Genomic DNA, 16057 nt, shown 5'->3' on the forward strand with positions numbered 1-16057 from the left:
GGGCTCAGCGGGTGGGCTCAGCGGGTGACGAGCCGGTCGAGCGCCGGTTTCAGGACCCGCGCGGCGACGAGGCAGCCGAGGACGGCGACACCGGAGGAGACCATCGCGCCGGCCGTCGCCAGCCAGCCCGTCTCGGGATGGGGCAGCCGCGCGAAGACCATCACCGCGTAGAAATGCAGCGCGAAGACCGTCAGCGTGTCGAGCGAGATCGCCGTCCCGAGGCGGCTCGGCGGCAGGAGCGCCGAGACGAGGACGAGAAGCGCGATCCCGGTGAAGGCCGCGAGATAGAAGAGCCCCGGCCCATTGCCGAATTCCGCGCCGTTGATGTTCACCTGACCGGTCACCCTGGTGAGCCAGACGAGAAGCGCGAGCAGGACCGGGACCGCGATCCAGTTCACCGGCGCGCCGAGCCGGGCCGCGAAGGATGACGTGGGCCCGCCATGGACCCGTCGGAAGAGATGGCCCGCGAGAACGAAGATCGCGCCGATGCCGGCCATCTCGAGATTCCAGGGCAGCCGGGGCCCGGAATAGAGAAAGCCTAAGCCCGCGCAGGCGAGGGCGAGGGCCGCGCCGAGGGCCGGCGGAACCCGGGTCAGCAGGAAGGCCAGGATCATCGAGGTGACGAGGAAGGTGAAATACCAGAGCGGCGCGTCATGGTGGACGAGCCAGCTGTCCGGCCCCGCGACCCCGTAGAGCGCGCCCGCGATCGCGGGCCAGGGGCTGACGAGCCCGCCCGCCTCGGCGATCCGCGCCGCCCACCAGATGCCGATCGCGATCACCGAGAAGAAGGCATAGCCGCGCAGATAGAGCCCGATGTAGCGCGTGAGGAACCGCTTCGCCGGCATCCCGGCGAAGCTCTCGGGCAGGAGGAAGCCGGTGATGAAGAGGAAGGCCGGGATATGGAAGGTGTAGATCAGGTCCTTGAACGGCAGCGGCGCGTAGGAATAGTGGAAATGCCCGAGGACGACGAGATAGATCGCGATCGCCTTCGCATTGTCGACCCAGGTTATGCGTGTCATCCGGTCTCCCGCTCACTCGTCACCAGGAAGCCCCGCGCGTCGGGGGGCGCCTCCGGGATCTTCCTAGCGGCTCGGCCGGCCCGGCGGTAGGCCGTACGAGGTTCGCGGGCAGCCTCTCGCCGGTCCCCCCGGGATCAGCCCCTCAGAGCTCGTCTTCGGGATAGCCTTCGGGATTGCCGGACTGCCAGTGCCAGCTCGAGGCGCACATCTCGGCGAGGCCGAGCTCGGCCCGCCAGCCGAGCTCGCGCAGGGCCTTGCCCGGATCGGCGTAGCAGGAGGCGACATCGCCCCGGCGGCGGGGCGCGCGGACCAGCGGGATCTCGCGGCCCGAAACCTCCTCGAAGGCGCGCGCCATCTCGAGGACCGAGGTGCCCCGGCCGGTGCCGAGGTTGAAGGCGGCGCAGCCCCGGCCCGCCCCATCACCTCCATCCACCACCGTCCAGTCGACCACCGTCCAGTCGACCGCCGCGAGATGGGCGCGGGCGAGGTCGGTCACATGGATGTAGTCGCGCACGCCCGTTCCGTCGGGCGTGTCGTAATCGGTGCCGAAAACATTGAGCGCCGCGCGCCGCCCGGTCGCGACCTGGGTGATGAAGGGCATGAGGTTGTTCGGAATCCCGACCGGGTCCTCGCCGATCCGGCCCGAGGGATGCGCGCCGACCGGGTTGAAGTAGCGCAGGAGCGCGATCGACCAGGACGGATCGGCCCGCGCGAGATCGCCGAGGATCTCCTCGACCTGCAGCTTGGTGCGGCCATAGGGGTTGGCGACGCGCCGGGGGTGGTCCTCGTCGATCGGCAGATAGTCGGGATCGCCATAGACCGTGGCCGAGGAGGAGAAGACGAAGCGGCGGCAGGCGCTCTCGCGGAGCGCGCGCAGGAGCGAGAGCGTGCCCGCGACATTGTTGTCGAAATAGCCGAGCGGATCGGCGACCGATTCCCCGACCGCCTTCAGCCCGGCGAAATGGATGACCGCCTCGGGCCGGAACCCGGCGACGAGCGCCGCGACCGCCTCCTGATCGCGCAGGTCGGCCCGGGTGAAGCCGAAGCCGCGGTTGGTGAGCTGGCGCACGCGGGCGAGCGCGGCGGGGCGGGAATTGCCGAGATTGTCGATGACATGCGCCTCATGCCCGGCAGCCAGCACCTCGACCAGCGTATGGGTGCCGATATAGCCGGCGCCGCCGGTGACGAGAATTCGCAAAACGCCCACCCTCCTGGTACGGGATACTCGTTCCGGGCGGCCCGGCGGACATTCCTCCGCGCGGGCGGAGAGATCTGGTCAAACGGTTCGAGAGTTCCCTCGTCTCTTAGACGGGCGCCCCGGCGCTGCCAAGGCCTCCCCGGTTTCGATATCGTGTCCCGATTGAACCTCGGCCGCCTCCGGTTCAACCCGCTGGCTCAACCTGCCAGTTCAACTTGCGGGGCGCGGGTCCATTGGATCGGTCAAACGCTCCCGGCCCGCGCCGCGCGGGCGGCCTCGATCCATTCCGCGACCGGGACGAGCCGGCCGAGCGGGCCGAGCCGGGCGGCGAGATCGGACGCCTCGATCCCGGCGAGATCGGCGAGATCGCGCACCCCCGCCGCGCCGAGCGCCCAGGCGAGCCCGGGGCCGACGCCGCGCAGGTTCCCGAATTCCCCCTCCAGTTCCGCCTCCAATCCCACTTCCGCCCGCGCCACGGGAACGGCTGTGGGAATGACGGTGGGCACGGCGATGGAAACGGAGACGGGCACGGCCGCCGCCCGGGTCACGCCCGGAAGCGCGGCGCGCAGCCGGGCAAGACGCGCGGCGCGTTCGGCGTTCCGGTCCCGCGACGCCCCGGTTGGCACCCCGGTCGGCGCCCCGGTCGGCACCGAATCCCGGACGGATTCAGGCGGGGCCGCCGGCACCGGCCAGGGCATCGCCCCGGACGTTGGCCCGGACGTCATCGACCCGGACGTCGGCTCGGGCAGGCGGACCGGGGCGAGGTGGACCACCTCGCCGGCCGACGGGGAAGCCGACGGCGGCTCGGCGAATGCGACATCGGAAAAATCCGGCCAGGGCATCTCTCGTCTCCTTCTTGGCGCGCGTCTTCTTGGACGTCCCTGGTGGGCGTCCCTGGAGGGGGGCGGTCAGTGCGGCCGGCGCGCGGGCTCGGCGACCATGCGCTCGATCCGGGCGAGGAACTCGGCGAGCGCGAGGCCGATATTCTCCTCGAAATCCGCCGAGGCGCCGGCGCGCGCGCCGAATCCGGTCTCGATCCGCCCGCCGAGGCTGTCACCAAGCCGGAGCGTCAGCTGTTCGGCGAGGTGCTCCCCAAGATGCTCCTCCAGCAGATCGTGCCGTGCCTCGCCGAGATCGGCCCGGGCGAGGAGCGCCTCGAGCGCCGCCTCGATCCGGGCGAGCCGGGGTTCGATTTCGGAAAGCGGAGCCTCGCGCCGTGCGAGACCCGCTTCCAGGCGGGTTTCGAGCCGGGTTTCGAGACGGGCTTCCAGCGCATCGATCCGGGCGGCGATCGCCTCCGCGGCCGGAGCCGCGCGTTCCTCCGCCTGCCCGGCAGCTTCGGCGGCGGCTTCGCTCGCGGCCCGCGTCGCGGCTTCGAGAACGGTCTCGGTGGCCTCGCGCGCCGCGTCCATGGCGGCTTCACGCGCGGCTTCCCGGGCTGCCTCACGGGCCGCTTCCATGGCCGCCTCCCGGGCCGCCTCCCTGGCAGCGACCCCCGCCGCCTCGGTCGCCCGGGCGATGATCTCGGTCGTGAGCCCGCCCAGGACCTCCCCGACGACTTCCCGGGTCACGTCCCGCGCGATCGCGCGGGAGATCTCGCCGGCGACCGTCCGGGTCTCCTCTCCGAGCCGGGCGGCGGTCAGCCGCGCGGTCTCGCTCGCATAGGCCGCGTCGATCACCGCGCGCAGGCCTTCCGGCGCGGTCTCGAGCGCGGCCTCGGCCACGCTCTGCCGGAGCCGGAGCAGCGCGAGCGGACCTTCGGGCGCGCACCCGCCGATCCCGTCACCGATCCCGTCACCGGCCTCCAGATCGGCCCCCAGATCAGCCCCCGCCTCGAGCGCGAGCGCGTCGGAGAGCAGATCGGTCGCGGAGAGCCAGACCGAATCCGCGCCGAGCTCGTCGCGCAGCGCGATTTCGAGCGCGCCGGCCCATGCGTCGGCCGGCAGCTCCGCGAGCGCGCCGCCCATGTCGGCGGCACCGGCGCGGAAGGCGTAATGGAACGGCCCGATCCGGTAGATCGCGCCCGAGACCAGCGCGCAGAGCCGATCGAGCGCCGGCGCCTCGGCGCCGAGCAGCGCCGGATCGCCGATCATCTCATGGGTGACGAGCCCCGCCGCGATCAGGTCGGTCAGGGCGATCGGCGCGCCAATGCCCTGATCCGCGCCCTGATCCATCTCGTGATCGGTGCCCGGATCCATGCCCGGATCATCCCCCGGACCGGCATTCAGGGCCTCGGGAAGGGCGGTCTCCGGATTTGCGAATTCGGGGTTTGCGAGCTTCGGGCTGGAAATCGTGTCCACGGGGGCGGTCCCTCTCGGGTTTCGGGTGAAGGGGAATTACTTGCGGTGCAGGGAGACGATCCGGCGCATGTTCCGGATCGCGGCGAGATCCGCGTCCCGCGCTACCGGGTCCGGCGCCGGGGAGCGGATCGCGGCGGATCCCGGCCCCGCCATCTCGCCCGCGTCCATCTCGTTCGCGTCCATCTCGTTCGCGCTCGTCTCTTCCATGATCTCTTCCGGGGCCGTCCCTTCCGCGATCTGCTCCCCGGCGCCGGTCTCGTCACCCAAGGCGCGGGCGTGAAGTCCGGCGCGAATGCCGGTGGGAAGTCCGGTGTGGATTCCGGCGGGGCTCGGCAGGCTCGCCTCCAGAAGCGCGAGGCGGTTCGCGAAGAGCGCGGTCTGTTCGTCGATCAGCGCCAGGGCGGCGGCGCGCGCCTCCGCCAGGACCTCCTGTTCCGGGCTCGCCGCCGGGCGCGCCTCCAGATCGGCGAGCCGGGTCTCGAAGGCGGCGAGAGGCGTCCCGGCGGTCTCGAGCGCGTCAATCCGCGCCCCGAACGCCTCCCCGGTCTCGGCCTGGGCGGCGCGCGCCGTCTCGAACCGCTCGGCGAGGCCGTCGAGCGCCGCGCGGACCCCGGCCTCGCGCGCGCGATCCGCCTCGTCCTGGACGGTGCGCGCCGCTTCGAGCCGTTCGGCGAGGCTTTCGAGCGCCGCCCCCGGATCGAGGGCCGCGACCTGTTCCTCGAGCGCCGTGATCCGGGCGGCGAAGGTCCTCGCCAGGGCCTCGTCCTGGGCATGGAGCCCGCTCAGCCGCTCGGCGATCTCGCGCAGGGAGCCGAGCGCCGCGATGACCATGTCCCTCTCGGTTCCGACCTCGGCCCGGACTTCCCTGACCTCCGCCCCGACCTCGGCCCTGATCTCGGCCCTGATTTCGGCTCCCATCTCGGCCCTGAGCGTCGCGAGCGCGATCTCGCCCGCCTCCCGCGCCGTGTCGAGCGCGGCGAACCGGCTCTCGATCCGGGTTTCGATCCGGGCTTCCATCCGGGCGATCTCGGCCCGGATCTCGGCCTCGACCACCGCCTCGACCACAGCCTCGGCGGTGGCGCCGACGGCGGCCCCCATGGCGATCCCGGCGGCCTCCTCCGCGCCCTGCGCGGTCTCGAGCGCGGCGAGCCGGGTCTCGAAGGGGCCGAATCTCTCGATCAGCGCGGCGAGCCCCGCGTCCTTGCGCTCATGAAGATCCTCCCGCAGCGCGGCGATCTGTTCGGAGACGGCGGCGCTCACCGCGTCCCGGGCCACGTCCCCGGCCTCGGCGCGGCCCCGGAGCGCCTCGATCCGTTCCCCGGTCTCGGCGGCCTGGGCGGCCTGGGCGGAATGGAGCGCCTCGAGCCTGCCCCCGAGATCCTCGAAAAGCGCCCGCGCCTCGGCGACATCGCCGATCCGTTCGAGCGCGCGCAGCCGCGCACGGAGCTGGTCGAGCCCGGCGAGCGCGGTCTCGAGCGTCGCGTTCTTGTCGCGGATGAGCCCCACGAGCGAGCCCGCCATGTCGCGCAGCCGCTCCTCGGGCGAGCCCTCGGCCGTGACCTCGGCGAGCCGGGCCTCGACCGCCTCGAGCCTGAGCTCCAGCCGGCGCGCCGCCACTCCGCCCGCGATCTGCCCCGAACCCGTCGCCTCTCCGGCGGCGGGTCCGACACCCATCGGCGGTTCGGCCCCCGGGGCCGGCGCCGCGCGCAGCGCCGAGCGCTCGGCCGCGACCCGGGTCCGGAGCCGCCGCAGCCAGGCAATGAGGACGAGCGCGGCCGCCAGCCCGCCAAATGCGATTCCGCCGACGAGACCGATCTCCAACATCGCCTCAAACCCCTCTCTTTTTCACGAAAGTCGAGCGGTTCCTGACTGCGCAAAAATGGTTATGGCGCGGTTAATGTTTGCAAGGGGTTAGGCCGGCGGGAATTCCCTGTGGCGCGGGCGGGCGCGTTGAATTATGGTCCGCGCCTGCCTGACCCCGCCTGTCCAGGTCCCGCCTGCCCGAACCGCCTGTCCAGCCCGGCTTCCGGCATGCGTGGCGAGGATCGGCGGCGCCATCGCCGGATGCGAAGGAGATGCCTGCCCCATGACCCTGCCGAATTTCCTCATCATCGGCGCGCCCAAGGCCGGCACCACCTCGCTCTACGATCACATGCGCGAGCATCCCCAGATCTTCATGTCGGACCCGAAGGAGGCGCGCTTTCTCGCCTATCAGGGGCAGGGCGGGGATCGGAAACGTTGGCCGATCCAGAGCCTCGAGGAATACGAGGCGCTCTTCGCCCCGGTCACGACCGAGACCGCGATCGGCGAGGCGACACCGCATTATCTCATCTATCCGCATGTGGCCGGGCGGATCCACGAACTGCTGCCGGAGGCGAAGCTCATCGCCTCGCTGCGCAATCCGATCGATCGCTCCTATTCGGTCTATCAGATGAACCGGCGCAACCAGGGCACCAATACCGGCGTCGCCTATGCCGAGGCGCTCCGCTCCGACCACAATCTGCGCGAGACCTACGCCGACAAGCTCGAACGCTATTTCGCGCTCTTCCCGAAGGAACGGATCCGGATACTCCTGCTCGAGGATCTCGAGGGCAGGCCCGAGGCGGTGATGCGCGGCCTCTTCGAATTCCTCGGCGTCGATACGGACTTCAAGCCCGATCTCTCGAAGATCTCGAACCCCGGCGGCGAGCCCCGGATCAAGCTCCTGCACGACCTGCTCGCCAATCCGGGCCTGCGGGAATTCGGGCGGAAGATCCTGCCCCGGGGCGCGATCGAGCGGCTGAAGGATCTGCGCAGCAGCAATCTGCGCAAGCAGCCGATGTCCTCCGCCGACCGGAAGGCCGCGCTCGATGTCTTCCGCGAGGACATTCTCGCGACGCAGGCACTGATCGGCCGCGACCTCTCGCACTGGCTGCGCTGACCTCTCCCGGCTCTCCGACGCGAAAAGGCCCGCCGGGACGCACCGGCGGGCCTTTCCTGTTCACGGAGTTCACACACGAGGTTCACACACGGGGGGGCCGGCACGGGCGAAACCCGTGCCGGCGGAGCCTCAGTAGGGCTCGTCGATATGCCGGTTGTGATCCCAGTCCGGGTAATTGGCGACGATGAGGTCGTAGGTGTTCTTCGGCGTCGGCACCGGATAGGGGGGCTTGCGCACGAACATGCCGTTCGCCGTGCCGAGATAGAGCACGCCGGTCAGCGGATGCACCTCGAGCCCGGTCGAGAGCGCGGTGACATTCGGGAAGCCCGCCGAGATATTGGTCCAGGTGGCACCCGCGTCCTCGGTCATGTAGAGGCAGTGGCCGGTGTTGAACTGGTTCGACAGGAAGTACATGACCCGGGGGTCATAGCCGTCCACGACGAAGTTGTAGGCGAAGAAATCCCCCACCGGACGATCGACCGAGAGGATGTCGAAATCCGTGGTCACCAGGCCCGAGGCCTTGCCGGTGTCCCAGCGCCGGATCGTCGACTGGCCGTTCGCGCTGGCGCTCTTGGTGAAGACCACATGCGGGTCCTTCGGATGGATCCGGCAGACCACGCGCACGTCGGTATTGGCGCGGAAGCTGTAGGCGACGGTGGCGACGAGGGTCCAGCTCTCGCCCCGGTCGAGCGACTTGTAGAGCTTCTTCTTCGTCCCGGCCGAATTCGAGCTCGATCCGAGATCCATCGCATAGAGGACGGAGCGCCCGTTCACCGCCACCTGCGAGACACCGACGATGTAGGATTCCGCCGGCATCCGCGACAGGACCGTCCAGGTCCTGCCCATGTCGGAGGAGCGCTTGTTGAACTGATAGGCGTAGTTCGGATCGCCCGCGTCGTAGCCGAGGTACATCCGCGGCTTCTCGGGCGTGTCGACCGTGGTCCAGCTGCCGCCCCGGTCGTCGGAATAGCACAGGATGCCCTTGGTCCCGGTATTGACGCAGGCGATGATGTGCCGGCCGTCGGGATGGACCGCGGCGCCGTTGACCGTGCCGTGGGTATAGCCCTCGGCGTCCCTGAAGGACGAGATCACGCTGGTCACGCCGCCGTCCTCGGTCTCGAGCAGATGCCGGTCGATCAGCGGGATCATGTATTTGAGCGGATCGGTCCGGTCGAAACAATGCGGCGACGCGTAGCTGTTCGGATGCGTGCCGCAGAAATAGGCGCTGTCGGCCGCGGACCAGGTCCGCCCGCCATCCTCGGTGCCCATGAAATCGGCATGGGCGTGGCAGACGGCGCGGAGCGGATTGGAGGGATCGGGCATGATCCAGGGCTCGGTGCCGCCGACGAGCGCCCGGCCGCCCACGCCGGGGAAATTCTCCTGGGCGGCGGGCTGGAACCAGGTCTTGCCGCCGTCATGGCTGATCCGGGGCGACGGGCCGCTGTTCACGCCCTGGGCATAGGCGAAGATATAGTCCGGATGGCCCTCGTTGACCGCGCAATGGGTCACGTCGGACCAGGAGAGCAGCGCCGACCAGGACGCGCCGCCATTGGTCGAGCGGTAGACGCCCCTGCCCATCACGGCGACGATCATCACCGCGCCGTCGGGAGAGAGGTAGAGCTCGCCCCGGACCGCGCCCTGGGGCAGGCCGCCCGAGCCGCTCAGGACCGTGTAGCCGCCATCGCCCTGATGCGCGTTGTCGATCCGGATGAGCCCGGCGGTGCCCCAGGTGAAGAGCCGGGTCGGCACGGTCGGATGGACGCGGGCGCCGTAGATGTCCTTGCCGAAGGCCGCCTCGGCGAGATCGCCGACCTTCCTCCAGGTCGCGCCGCCATCCGCCGAGGTGATGAGGCCCGAGACGGCGGTATTGGTGCCGCTCGAGAACTGGGCGGCGTTGTCGAAGACCGCGTACCAGCGGATCGCATCGGTGCCGGCCGCGGCCGTGCTCGGCGCATAGGCGAGGCGGCGCATGATCTTGCGCGGCTCGCCGACGCCGGTCCAGACGAAGACGCGTTCCCAGCTCAGGCCGCCGTCGAGCGAGCGATGGATGCCCGCCTCCGCCGAATTGGTCGAGTAGCGCGCGCCGCAGATCGCGAAGACCTTGTTCGCATCGGTGGGGTCGACCTCGAGCCCGTAGACCGTCGGCGTGCCGAGGCCGCGGTTGCGGAGCGTGTTCCAGGACCGCCCCGAGTCGCGCGAGACCCAGACGCCGTGCATGTCGCCGCCGGCGTAGATCCGCGCGGGCTGGGTCTTCGCCCGGGCGAAGGAGAGGCAGACCTGCTCGGTGTCGCAGGGCGCGCCGCCCGCCGCCTTCTGCTCGGCGGTGTGATAGGGGGCGCGGACATAGGGACCGATCCGGGGCGGCAGCGTCACCGTCCTGGTGATGACGTTCGAGGGGTCGGAATAGACCGCGTCGGCGGCCGGGATCAGCAGGTCATCGAGCGTGTAGATGATGCGCTGCGACCTGGTCTGGCCGATGATGTTGTATTTCGCGGTGGCCGAATTGACCCAGAGCCAGTCCGCCGCCGCGCCGTCGAGGCCCGAGCGCGCGACCCAGACATTCGCCTTGCCCGGATGTTTGACGCAGGCGTGGAAGCCATTGCCGGCGGTCATGCCCTCGGCGACATCGGCGAGGCCGCGGAGATAGACGCGGGTCGCGCCACGCGCGGGGCCCGAGATCAGCCGGATGTGCCAGGTCGCCCTGTCGGTGAATTCGGGATCGTAGTCCCAGGTGACGTCCCATTCGCCCTCGGCGGCGGCGGCGGGGCGCTCGACCTCCTCGGCCTCGATCGTCACCGTGAAGTGCGAGCGCGCCGAACCGCCGGAATTGGTCGCGGTCACGGTCACGATCCCCGAGAGCGCCGTACCGGTCTCAATCGAGACGAGGCCGGTCGCGGCGTCGATCGTCGCCCCCGCGCCCGAGACCGAGAAGACCAGCGCCTCGCCGGTGAAATCGCGGGCGGCGGCGATGGTCCGGACACCCGAATCCTTGTCGAAGACCTCCTCGGGCAGCGCGCCGGCCGCTTTCGGCGCGACATGGGTGATCGTGACCGGCCCCGCCATCGCCACCACGGTCCCCGCGGGGCTCGCCGCCGTCACGCGGGCCGAGATCGCCCGGCGGTCATCCGCGGCGCCGGGGATGTAGACCGTGCCCGTCGCCCCCGCGATCACCACGCCGTCGCGCAGCCATTCGACGCCGAGGGCCGGGGCGGGCGTCCCGCTCCAGAGCCCGGTCGAGAGGGTGAGCGCCGCGCCGATCCGGCCCGTGCCCGAGACCGTACCGGAGAGGTTCGGCGCGAGAAGCGCGACGGGCGCGACGAGCGTCAGCGGCGTCTCGAGCGTCTTGCGCGTGGTCGAGACCGGCGACCATTCCCCGTCCGCGGCGATCCGCCGGGAAAGGCCGATCCCTTCGAGCGCCGCGCCGCCGTCGAGCGCCAGCCCCTCGAGCTGCCAGCCCCCGTCCCCGAGCGGCACGCAGGCGCCCCAGTCCGCGTCCGCCGCCGGGTCCGGCGCGGTGGTCCAGCGCAGCGCGACCGCGGAGATGCCGAAGAGCGTGACGGTGCCGGTATAGCGGCCGTCTCCCAGCACGCGTGGCGCGGGCGTCGACCATTGCGTCGGCGTCGGGGCCGCGGGTGTCACGGAGGCGTCCTCGCTCGTTTCGACCAGCACGATGTCCTTGCGGCCGGCCGAGATCGGCGACCAGGGACCCGTCGCGCTCAAGCGATAGCGCAGGCCGATGTTGGCGAAAAGCCCGGCGCCGCGCCAATGCGCTTCGGTCCCGGCCACGATTTCGTGGGAGGAGAGGCGCCAGTCGCCGTTCGGCAGCCGGACGCAGGCCTCCCAGCCATCGCCGCTCCCGGACGGCTGGGCGGCTTCGCTCCATTCCACCGCGACCGCGGCGGCGGGGGCGCCGGTCAGTCGGATGACCGCCGTGTAACGCATGGGATTGGGCATGGGATTAGGCATGGGGTGCTTGCTCCGTGACCTGGTCGAGGCTCCACTCGCCGTCGAGCGCGGCGGCGGGGATCGTCTCGGTTTCGATGGGAGGGGTCGTCGTCGCGCCGACCGTGACCCGGAAGGACTGGCGGGCCTCGCCGCCCGCGTTCGCGGCGCGGACCGTCACCAATCCGTCGAGCGCCAGGGCGGTCGGCACCGTCACGAGGCCGGAGCCGGGCAGGATCGTCACGCCCGGGGGCGCGGTTTCGAGCGTGTAGGAAAGATCCTCGCCCGTGAAACCGGCCTGGGTCGAGACCGAACGCGCGCCCGCGCCGAGCGGTGCCACGAGATCGCCGATGATCCCGGCCGGCTCGGGCGGCGCCATGGCGAGAATGGTGAGGCGGAAGCCGGCCCTGGCGGTTCCGCCCGAATTGCGCGCGCTGACCGTCACCTCTTCCTGGCTCCGGGGCGTGCCGAGGGGAAGTTCGAGCGCGCCGGTCGCGGGGTCGATCACCCCGTCCCCGCCCGTGACGGAGAAGCCGAGCGCCTCGCCCGCGAAGACGGCTCCGGTCTCGACCCGGATCATCCCCTCGCCCCTGACGAGCACGAGATCGGCGAGCGTGCCGGTGGCCGAGGGGGCGACGCGGGCGATGGCGACCGGCGCCGTCTCGGCGCTCGCCTCGCCGGCGGCGTTGCGCGCGGTGACGCGGGCGCCGAGCCTCGTTTCGTCATCGAGGGCGACGGGCAGATAGGAGGTCCCGGTCGCGCCCTCGATCGCCACGCCGTCGCGCAGCCACTCGATCGCGATCCCGGGTTCCGGGGTGCCGGACCAGCGGCCGGTGTCGAGCGCCATCGCGACGCCGACGAGCCCCGGTCCGGACAGCGCGGGCGCGGTCACCACCTCGGGCGCGACCGGGACTTCCGGTTCGGGTTCGGTTCCGGTCCCGTCATCGGTCAGCCGGACGGTGATCCGGAAGGCGCCCGTCGGCGTGCCCGAGGCGTCCCGCGCGGTCATGACCACGCCGATGCCCTTCACGAGCGCCTCGGTCGCGATCGTCAGAAGCCCGGTCCCGGGATCGAAGGCGACCCCCTCCCCGGCGAGATCGAAGGTGAAATCCGGCAATGCGTTCAATGTCCTGTCTCCTGGATCGGGAAATGAGGGAAAGGGGCGCTCACCAGAAGCCGAGAATCCGGCCGGCCGTGGTGCCCGAGGCGCGCACGCGGGCCACGCGGAGCGGCAGGAGGCTGCCCGCCGGAACATTGGCGAGCGTGACGGTCCCGCCGCCCAGCATCACCACCGCGAGATCGCCGGCTTCGCCGACGAAGAGCGCGCGCGGCACCTCGGCGAGATCGGCCGCGTCGTCGGGGGTGATCGCCGCGGCGTTCTCGGCGGGCGAGCTGAGGCCGCGGGCATGGTTCTTGAATTGGTCGGTCATTCGGGGTCCCGTTCTCCTGGAACGGCCCCGGCACGGGCGCGCGACGCCCCTCGGGCGGCATGCCCCTGACGGATGGATCGGCGTGGCCCCGGGGCCGCTCGCGATCTGGCGCCGACGATGTCGCGCGATTGTCCGCTGGTCTGTCCGGGAAACCGGCCACCCCGCGCCCCACGCGGGCAGGCTCCGGGCCATTGGCGCTGGCGAAGGAAGCCGGCCCCGGCCCGGGAGGTTCTAGGCGAGCAGGGTTACCGAGATCTGAACACCCGCCGCGCGGCCCCGCCCCGCCTTACGCAACGGCGGCCTTGCGCGACAACCCACCCCACGCGACATCTCCCCGCGCACCCGCCGCGCACACCGGGCGGCATTGGGGGCGACATTGAGGCGACATTCGGGGGGCGGGCACGGGGCGGGCACCTCCCCCGGAGGCGGCCCCGGGTGCCACCTCCGGGGGACCGGGCGGCCCCTCCGGGCAGCTCACCCGCGCCGCTTCGCGATTGCGCGGCCCCGCGCCCCCCCGTAAAACCCGGGGGCTTGCAACCCGGGACCCACCGCCCGAGCCCCGCCCCGGTCCGCCACCCCCGGTCCGCCGGCGGCGATCCGGGAGGGAACCCGCGACGGGGAGGTGGCCCGCTTGAGCAGCCCGGATCTGAGCGACCCAGACCTGAGCAACCCCGGCTTGGGCAACCCGGGCTTGGGCGATCCGGAACCCCGGCGCGGCCATCCGGCCCGCTTCCCGCGCCCTGCCTTCCCCCGTCCCGTCTTCCCCCGACCCGTCTTTTGGCGTCTCGCCTTTCCGCGTCTCGCCCCGCTTCTCCTGTCGCCGCTCCTTCTCGCCGCGCCGGCGGGATGGGCGGCCGATCCGGGCCCCCTGCCCCGGCCTCCTTCATCCGCCCCCGCCTCCTCACCCGTTCCGGCGCCACCGGACCCCGAGGGGGAGGCGACCGCCACCGAAGTCGTCACCGAAGCGGCCACCGGGATCGCCACAGAGATCGTCACCGAGGCCACCACCGAGGCCAGCCGCGCGGAGGCCGATCTCTTCGCGATGCCGAGGATCGCCGAGCAGACCCGCGCCGCCTCCGCCCGGATCCAGGCCGGCGATCTCGACGGCGCGGCGGCGATCCTCGACCGGCTCGCCCGCGACCATCCCCGGATCGGCCTGCTCGAAGCCAATCGCGCGACGCTGCTGGCGCTGCGGGGCGATACCGAGGCGGCGGTCGGCGCGCTCCGGGCCGCGGCCGCGCGGGGCTATGACGGGATCGCCGCGCTCGCCGCCGACCCGATCTTCAGCGTCATCGCCAGGGACCCCCGGATCGCCGCCCTCGCCGCGGCCGAGACGCTGGCCAAGACACAGGTCGAGACAGGAACCACCACGGGAGCGGGGGGCAGGACTGGGGCCGCGTCCCCTCACCCCGGAACGCCGGACGGAACCACGACCGAAACCACAGCGGGCGCCCAGCCGGAGGAGTTCCCAGGTGACACCACCCCGGCGGACCGGCCCCTGCCCCGGCCCCTGCTTGGATTGGCCCCGCTCCGGATGGCCCCCGTCACGGATGGCGAGGCGCCGGTCTCGGGCGCCAATACCGTCTGGGACCCGGTCGCCGAACGGCTCCGCGCAAGCTTCGCCTTCCCCGCGCAAGCCACGGGCCCGGTGGTGCCCGACCGGAACACCAATGCCACCGACCTCCTGCGCGAGCACCATGCCCGCGGCCGCGCCGCCGGCAATCTCGGCGACCTCTACGACAACCGCGACCGCGGCCATTCGGCGCTCGACCCGAAGGACGCGCCCCAGCTTGCCCGCGTCACCTATTCGCCCACGGCGCGCGCCGCCGATCTCGACTACGGGCTGGGCGACCGGTTCCTCTTCGGCGCGCCGACCCTCGGCAATTCCTCGACCGCCATCACCGGCGGCGCGTTCTGGCGCAGCCTGCCCCGGCTCGCGATGACCCGCGCCGATGGCACCGGCCCGCTCCGGCTCTGGCAGAACGCACGCGCGAACGCGCTCTACATCTACCCCGCGCACAAGGACTACGGGCCCGAGGACGGCGACCTCTTCCCCGCCAACACGCCCTATCTCATCGTCAGCCACGGCTCCTCGGGCTCGGACCAGCCCTTTCTCGAGGCGGTGGCGATGATCTACGCCGCCTATCGCCCGGACACAAAGGCGCGGCTCGTCACCGAGGGGCTGCTCGTGCCCATGACCCAGATGGTATTCCGCCGCAGCCTCCAGAGCGTGCGCTCGCGCGCGGATTACTTCAGCGCCGCCGCCCATCCGGCGGCCTACGAGGCCTATGACATCAACCTCGCCCGGATGGTGAGCCTCGCCAATTCGATCCGGCCCGGGGACATCCCGCCCCAGGTCCGGATCGCGGTCACCGCCGAGGATCTCGGGGTCCAGGGGCTCGACTTCTTCGGCGAGGGGCTTTCGGAACAGCTCTTCGACACGCCGGCGGCGGTGGCGCGGATCTGGCGCTCGCGGGTCCATACGCGGGAGATCACGCTCGACGCGGGCGAGACCGCCGATCCGAACGGCCGCGACCTGAGTTTCGAATGGCGCCTCCTCGCCGGCGACCCCGAGAAGGTCCGGATCACCCCGTCCGAGGACGGCCGTTCGGCGCGGATCGCGCTCGACTGGCACGAGCCCTTCCCGATCTCGGAGGACAATCCCGTCACGACCCACCGCGTCGATATCGGCGTCTTCGCCAACAACGGCGTCCACGACAGCGCGCCGGCGATCCTCTCGGTCCACTTCCCGCCCGGCGAGACCCGGGTCTACGAGACCGGCCCGGACGGCGCGGCGCGCATCGCCAGCATCGCCCCCCGGGATGTGGCGGGCGACACGGAGGGCAACGCGGCGGGCGCGGCGGGGGGTGCGAAGCCCTACGCCGATCCGATGCTGCTGCCCCGCGCCGACTGGCGCGACGATTACCTCTACGCCGAGGATGGGATGCCGCTCGGCTGGATCCGGACCTGGACCAGCGGCGCCACCGAGGCCTTCGACGCCGTGGGCCACCGCCTGGGGCCGGAGGGGCCGGAGCCGGTCTCCTATCCGCTGCGCCAGGACGCCGAGGGCCGGCTCCTCCTCGGCGAGGCGCCGCCCCCGGCCGAGGGTCCAGCGGCGAGTCCGGCCGAGGGTCCCCCCACGACGGACGCGGCTCCCCCCGGCACTCCACCCAGCGCTCCTCTGGCCGCTCCCGGCTGATCCGCTTCGGCTCGCGCGAATGTTCCGCGCGCGGAACATTCGGCCTTAT

General features: G+C 71.8%; 10 protein-coding genes. 2 read left to right on the top strand and 8 right to left on the bottom strand.

The window, feature by feature from the left end; all coding sequences use genetic code 11:
- Positions 1–17: 17 nt before the first annotated feature.
- The 5 genes from ACLJK8_RS11250 to ACLJK8_RS11270 all read right to left on the bottom strand — a co-directional run bounded on the left by ACLJK8_RS11250 (position 18) and on the right by ACLJK8_RS11270 (position 6341).
- Entirely contained in the window at positions 18–1019 is a 1002-nt protein-coding gene (locus ACLJK8_RS11250) for an acyltransferase family protein (RefSeq protein ID WP_413150356.1), read from the bottom strand.
- A gap of 142 nt (positions 1020–1161) precedes the next feature.
- Positions 1162–2226 carry a UDP-glucose 4-epimerase GalE gene (gene galE, locus ACLJK8_RS11255; RefSeq protein ID WP_413150357.1) on the bottom strand — a complete coding sequence of 355 codons (1065 nt, stop codon included), beginning with the start codon at positions 2224–2226 and terminating at the stop codon, positions 1162–1164.
- A 233-nt stretch (positions 2227–2459) separates the two neighbouring features.
- Positions 2460–3059 (bottom strand): hypothetical protein, encoded by a 600-nt coding sequence (locus tag ACLJK8_RS11260; RefSeq protein WP_413150358.1) that lies wholly within the window; start codon positions 3057–3059, stop codon positions 2460–2462.
- A gap of 66 nt (positions 3060–3125) precedes the next feature.
- Complete coding sequence (locus tag ACLJK8_RS11265) at positions 3126–4517, bottom strand: hypothetical protein (RefSeq protein WP_413150359.1); 1392 nt, start codon at positions 4515–4517, stop codon at positions 3126–3128.
- 36 nt (positions 4518–4553) lie between these two features.
- Complete coding sequence (locus ACLJK8_RS11270; protein WP_413150360.1) at positions 4554–6341, bottom strand: hypothetical protein; 1788 nt, start codon at positions 6339–6341, stop codon at positions 4554–4556.
- Positions 6342–6603: 262 nt separating this feature from the next.
- Between ACLJK8_RS11270 and ACLJK8_RS11275 the strand changes: the two genes are divergently transcribed.
- Entirely contained in the window at positions 6604–7437 is an 834-nt protein-coding gene (locus tag ACLJK8_RS11275) for a sulfotransferase family protein (RefSeq protein ID WP_413150361.1), read from the top strand.
- Between the two features lie 129 nt (positions 7438–7566).
- Here ACLJK8_RS11275 and ACLJK8_RS11280 read toward each other — a convergent pair whose 3' ends face one another.
- The 3 genes from ACLJK8_RS11280 to ACLJK8_RS11290 are packed head-to-tail and all read right to left on the bottom strand — an operon-like array spanning position 7567 to position 12809.
- Entirely contained in the window at positions 7567–11403 is a 3837-nt protein-coding gene (locus tag ACLJK8_RS11280; RefSeq protein WP_413150362.1) for a hypothetical protein, read from the bottom strand.
- A complete protein-coding gene (locus ACLJK8_RS11285; protein WP_413150363.1) occupies positions 11396–12505 on the bottom strand; it encodes a hypothetical protein in 1110 nt (369 codons plus the stop codon). Before ACLJK8_RS11285 ends, ACLJK8_RS11280 begins: the two co-directional genes overlap by 8 nt.
- Before the next feature lie 40 nt (positions 12506–12545).
- Positions 12546–12809 (bottom strand): hypothetical protein, encoded by a 264-nt coding sequence (locus ACLJK8_RS11290; protein WP_413150364.1) that lies wholly within the window; start codon positions 12807–12809, stop codon positions 12546–12548.
- A gap of 631 nt (positions 12810–13440) precedes the next feature.
- On the opposite strand from ACLJK8_RS11290, the gene ACLJK8_RS11295 reads away from it, so the two are divergent.
- Positions 13441–16008: a hypothetical protein gene (locus ACLJK8_RS11295; RefSeq protein ID WP_413150365.1), complete on the top strand. Its 2568-nt coding sequence runs from the start codon at positions 13441–13443 to the stop codon at positions 16006–16008.
- Positions 16009–16057: the final 49 nt, after the last annotated feature.

Source organism: Amaricoccus sp. W119, from assembly GCF_047275745.1.
Classification (GTDB): domain Bacteria; phylum Pseudomonadota; class Alphaproteobacteria; order Rhodobacterales; family Rhodobacteraceae; genus Amaricoccus.

Bases quoted from the DNA above. Each gene is read 5' to 3' on its own strand.
- ACLJK8_RS11260 (WP_413150358.1), bottom strand. From the start codon at position 3,059: ATGCCCTGGCCGGATTTTTCCGATGTCGCATTCGCCGAGCCGCCGTCG.
- ACLJK8_RS11280 (WP_413150362.1), bottom strand. From the start codon at position 11,403: ATGCCTAATCCCATGCCCAATCCCATGCGTTACACGGCGGTCATCCGA.
- ACLJK8_RS11275 (WP_413150361.1), top strand. From the start codon at position 6,604: ATGACCCTGCCGAATTTCCTCATCATCGGCGCGCCCAAGGCCGGCACC.
- ACLJK8_RS11290 (WP_413150364.1), bottom strand. From the start codon at position 12,809: ATGACCGACCAATTCAAGAACCATGCCCGCGGCCTCAGCTCGCCCGCC.
- ACLJK8_RS11270 (WP_413150360.1), bottom strand. From the start codon at position 6,341: ATGTTGGAGATCGGTCTCGTCGGCGGAATCGCATTTGGCGGGCTGGCG.
- ACLJK8_RS11250 (WP_413150356.1), bottom strand. From the start codon at position 1,019: ATGACACGCATAACCTGGGTCGACAATGCGAAGGCGATCGCGATCTAT.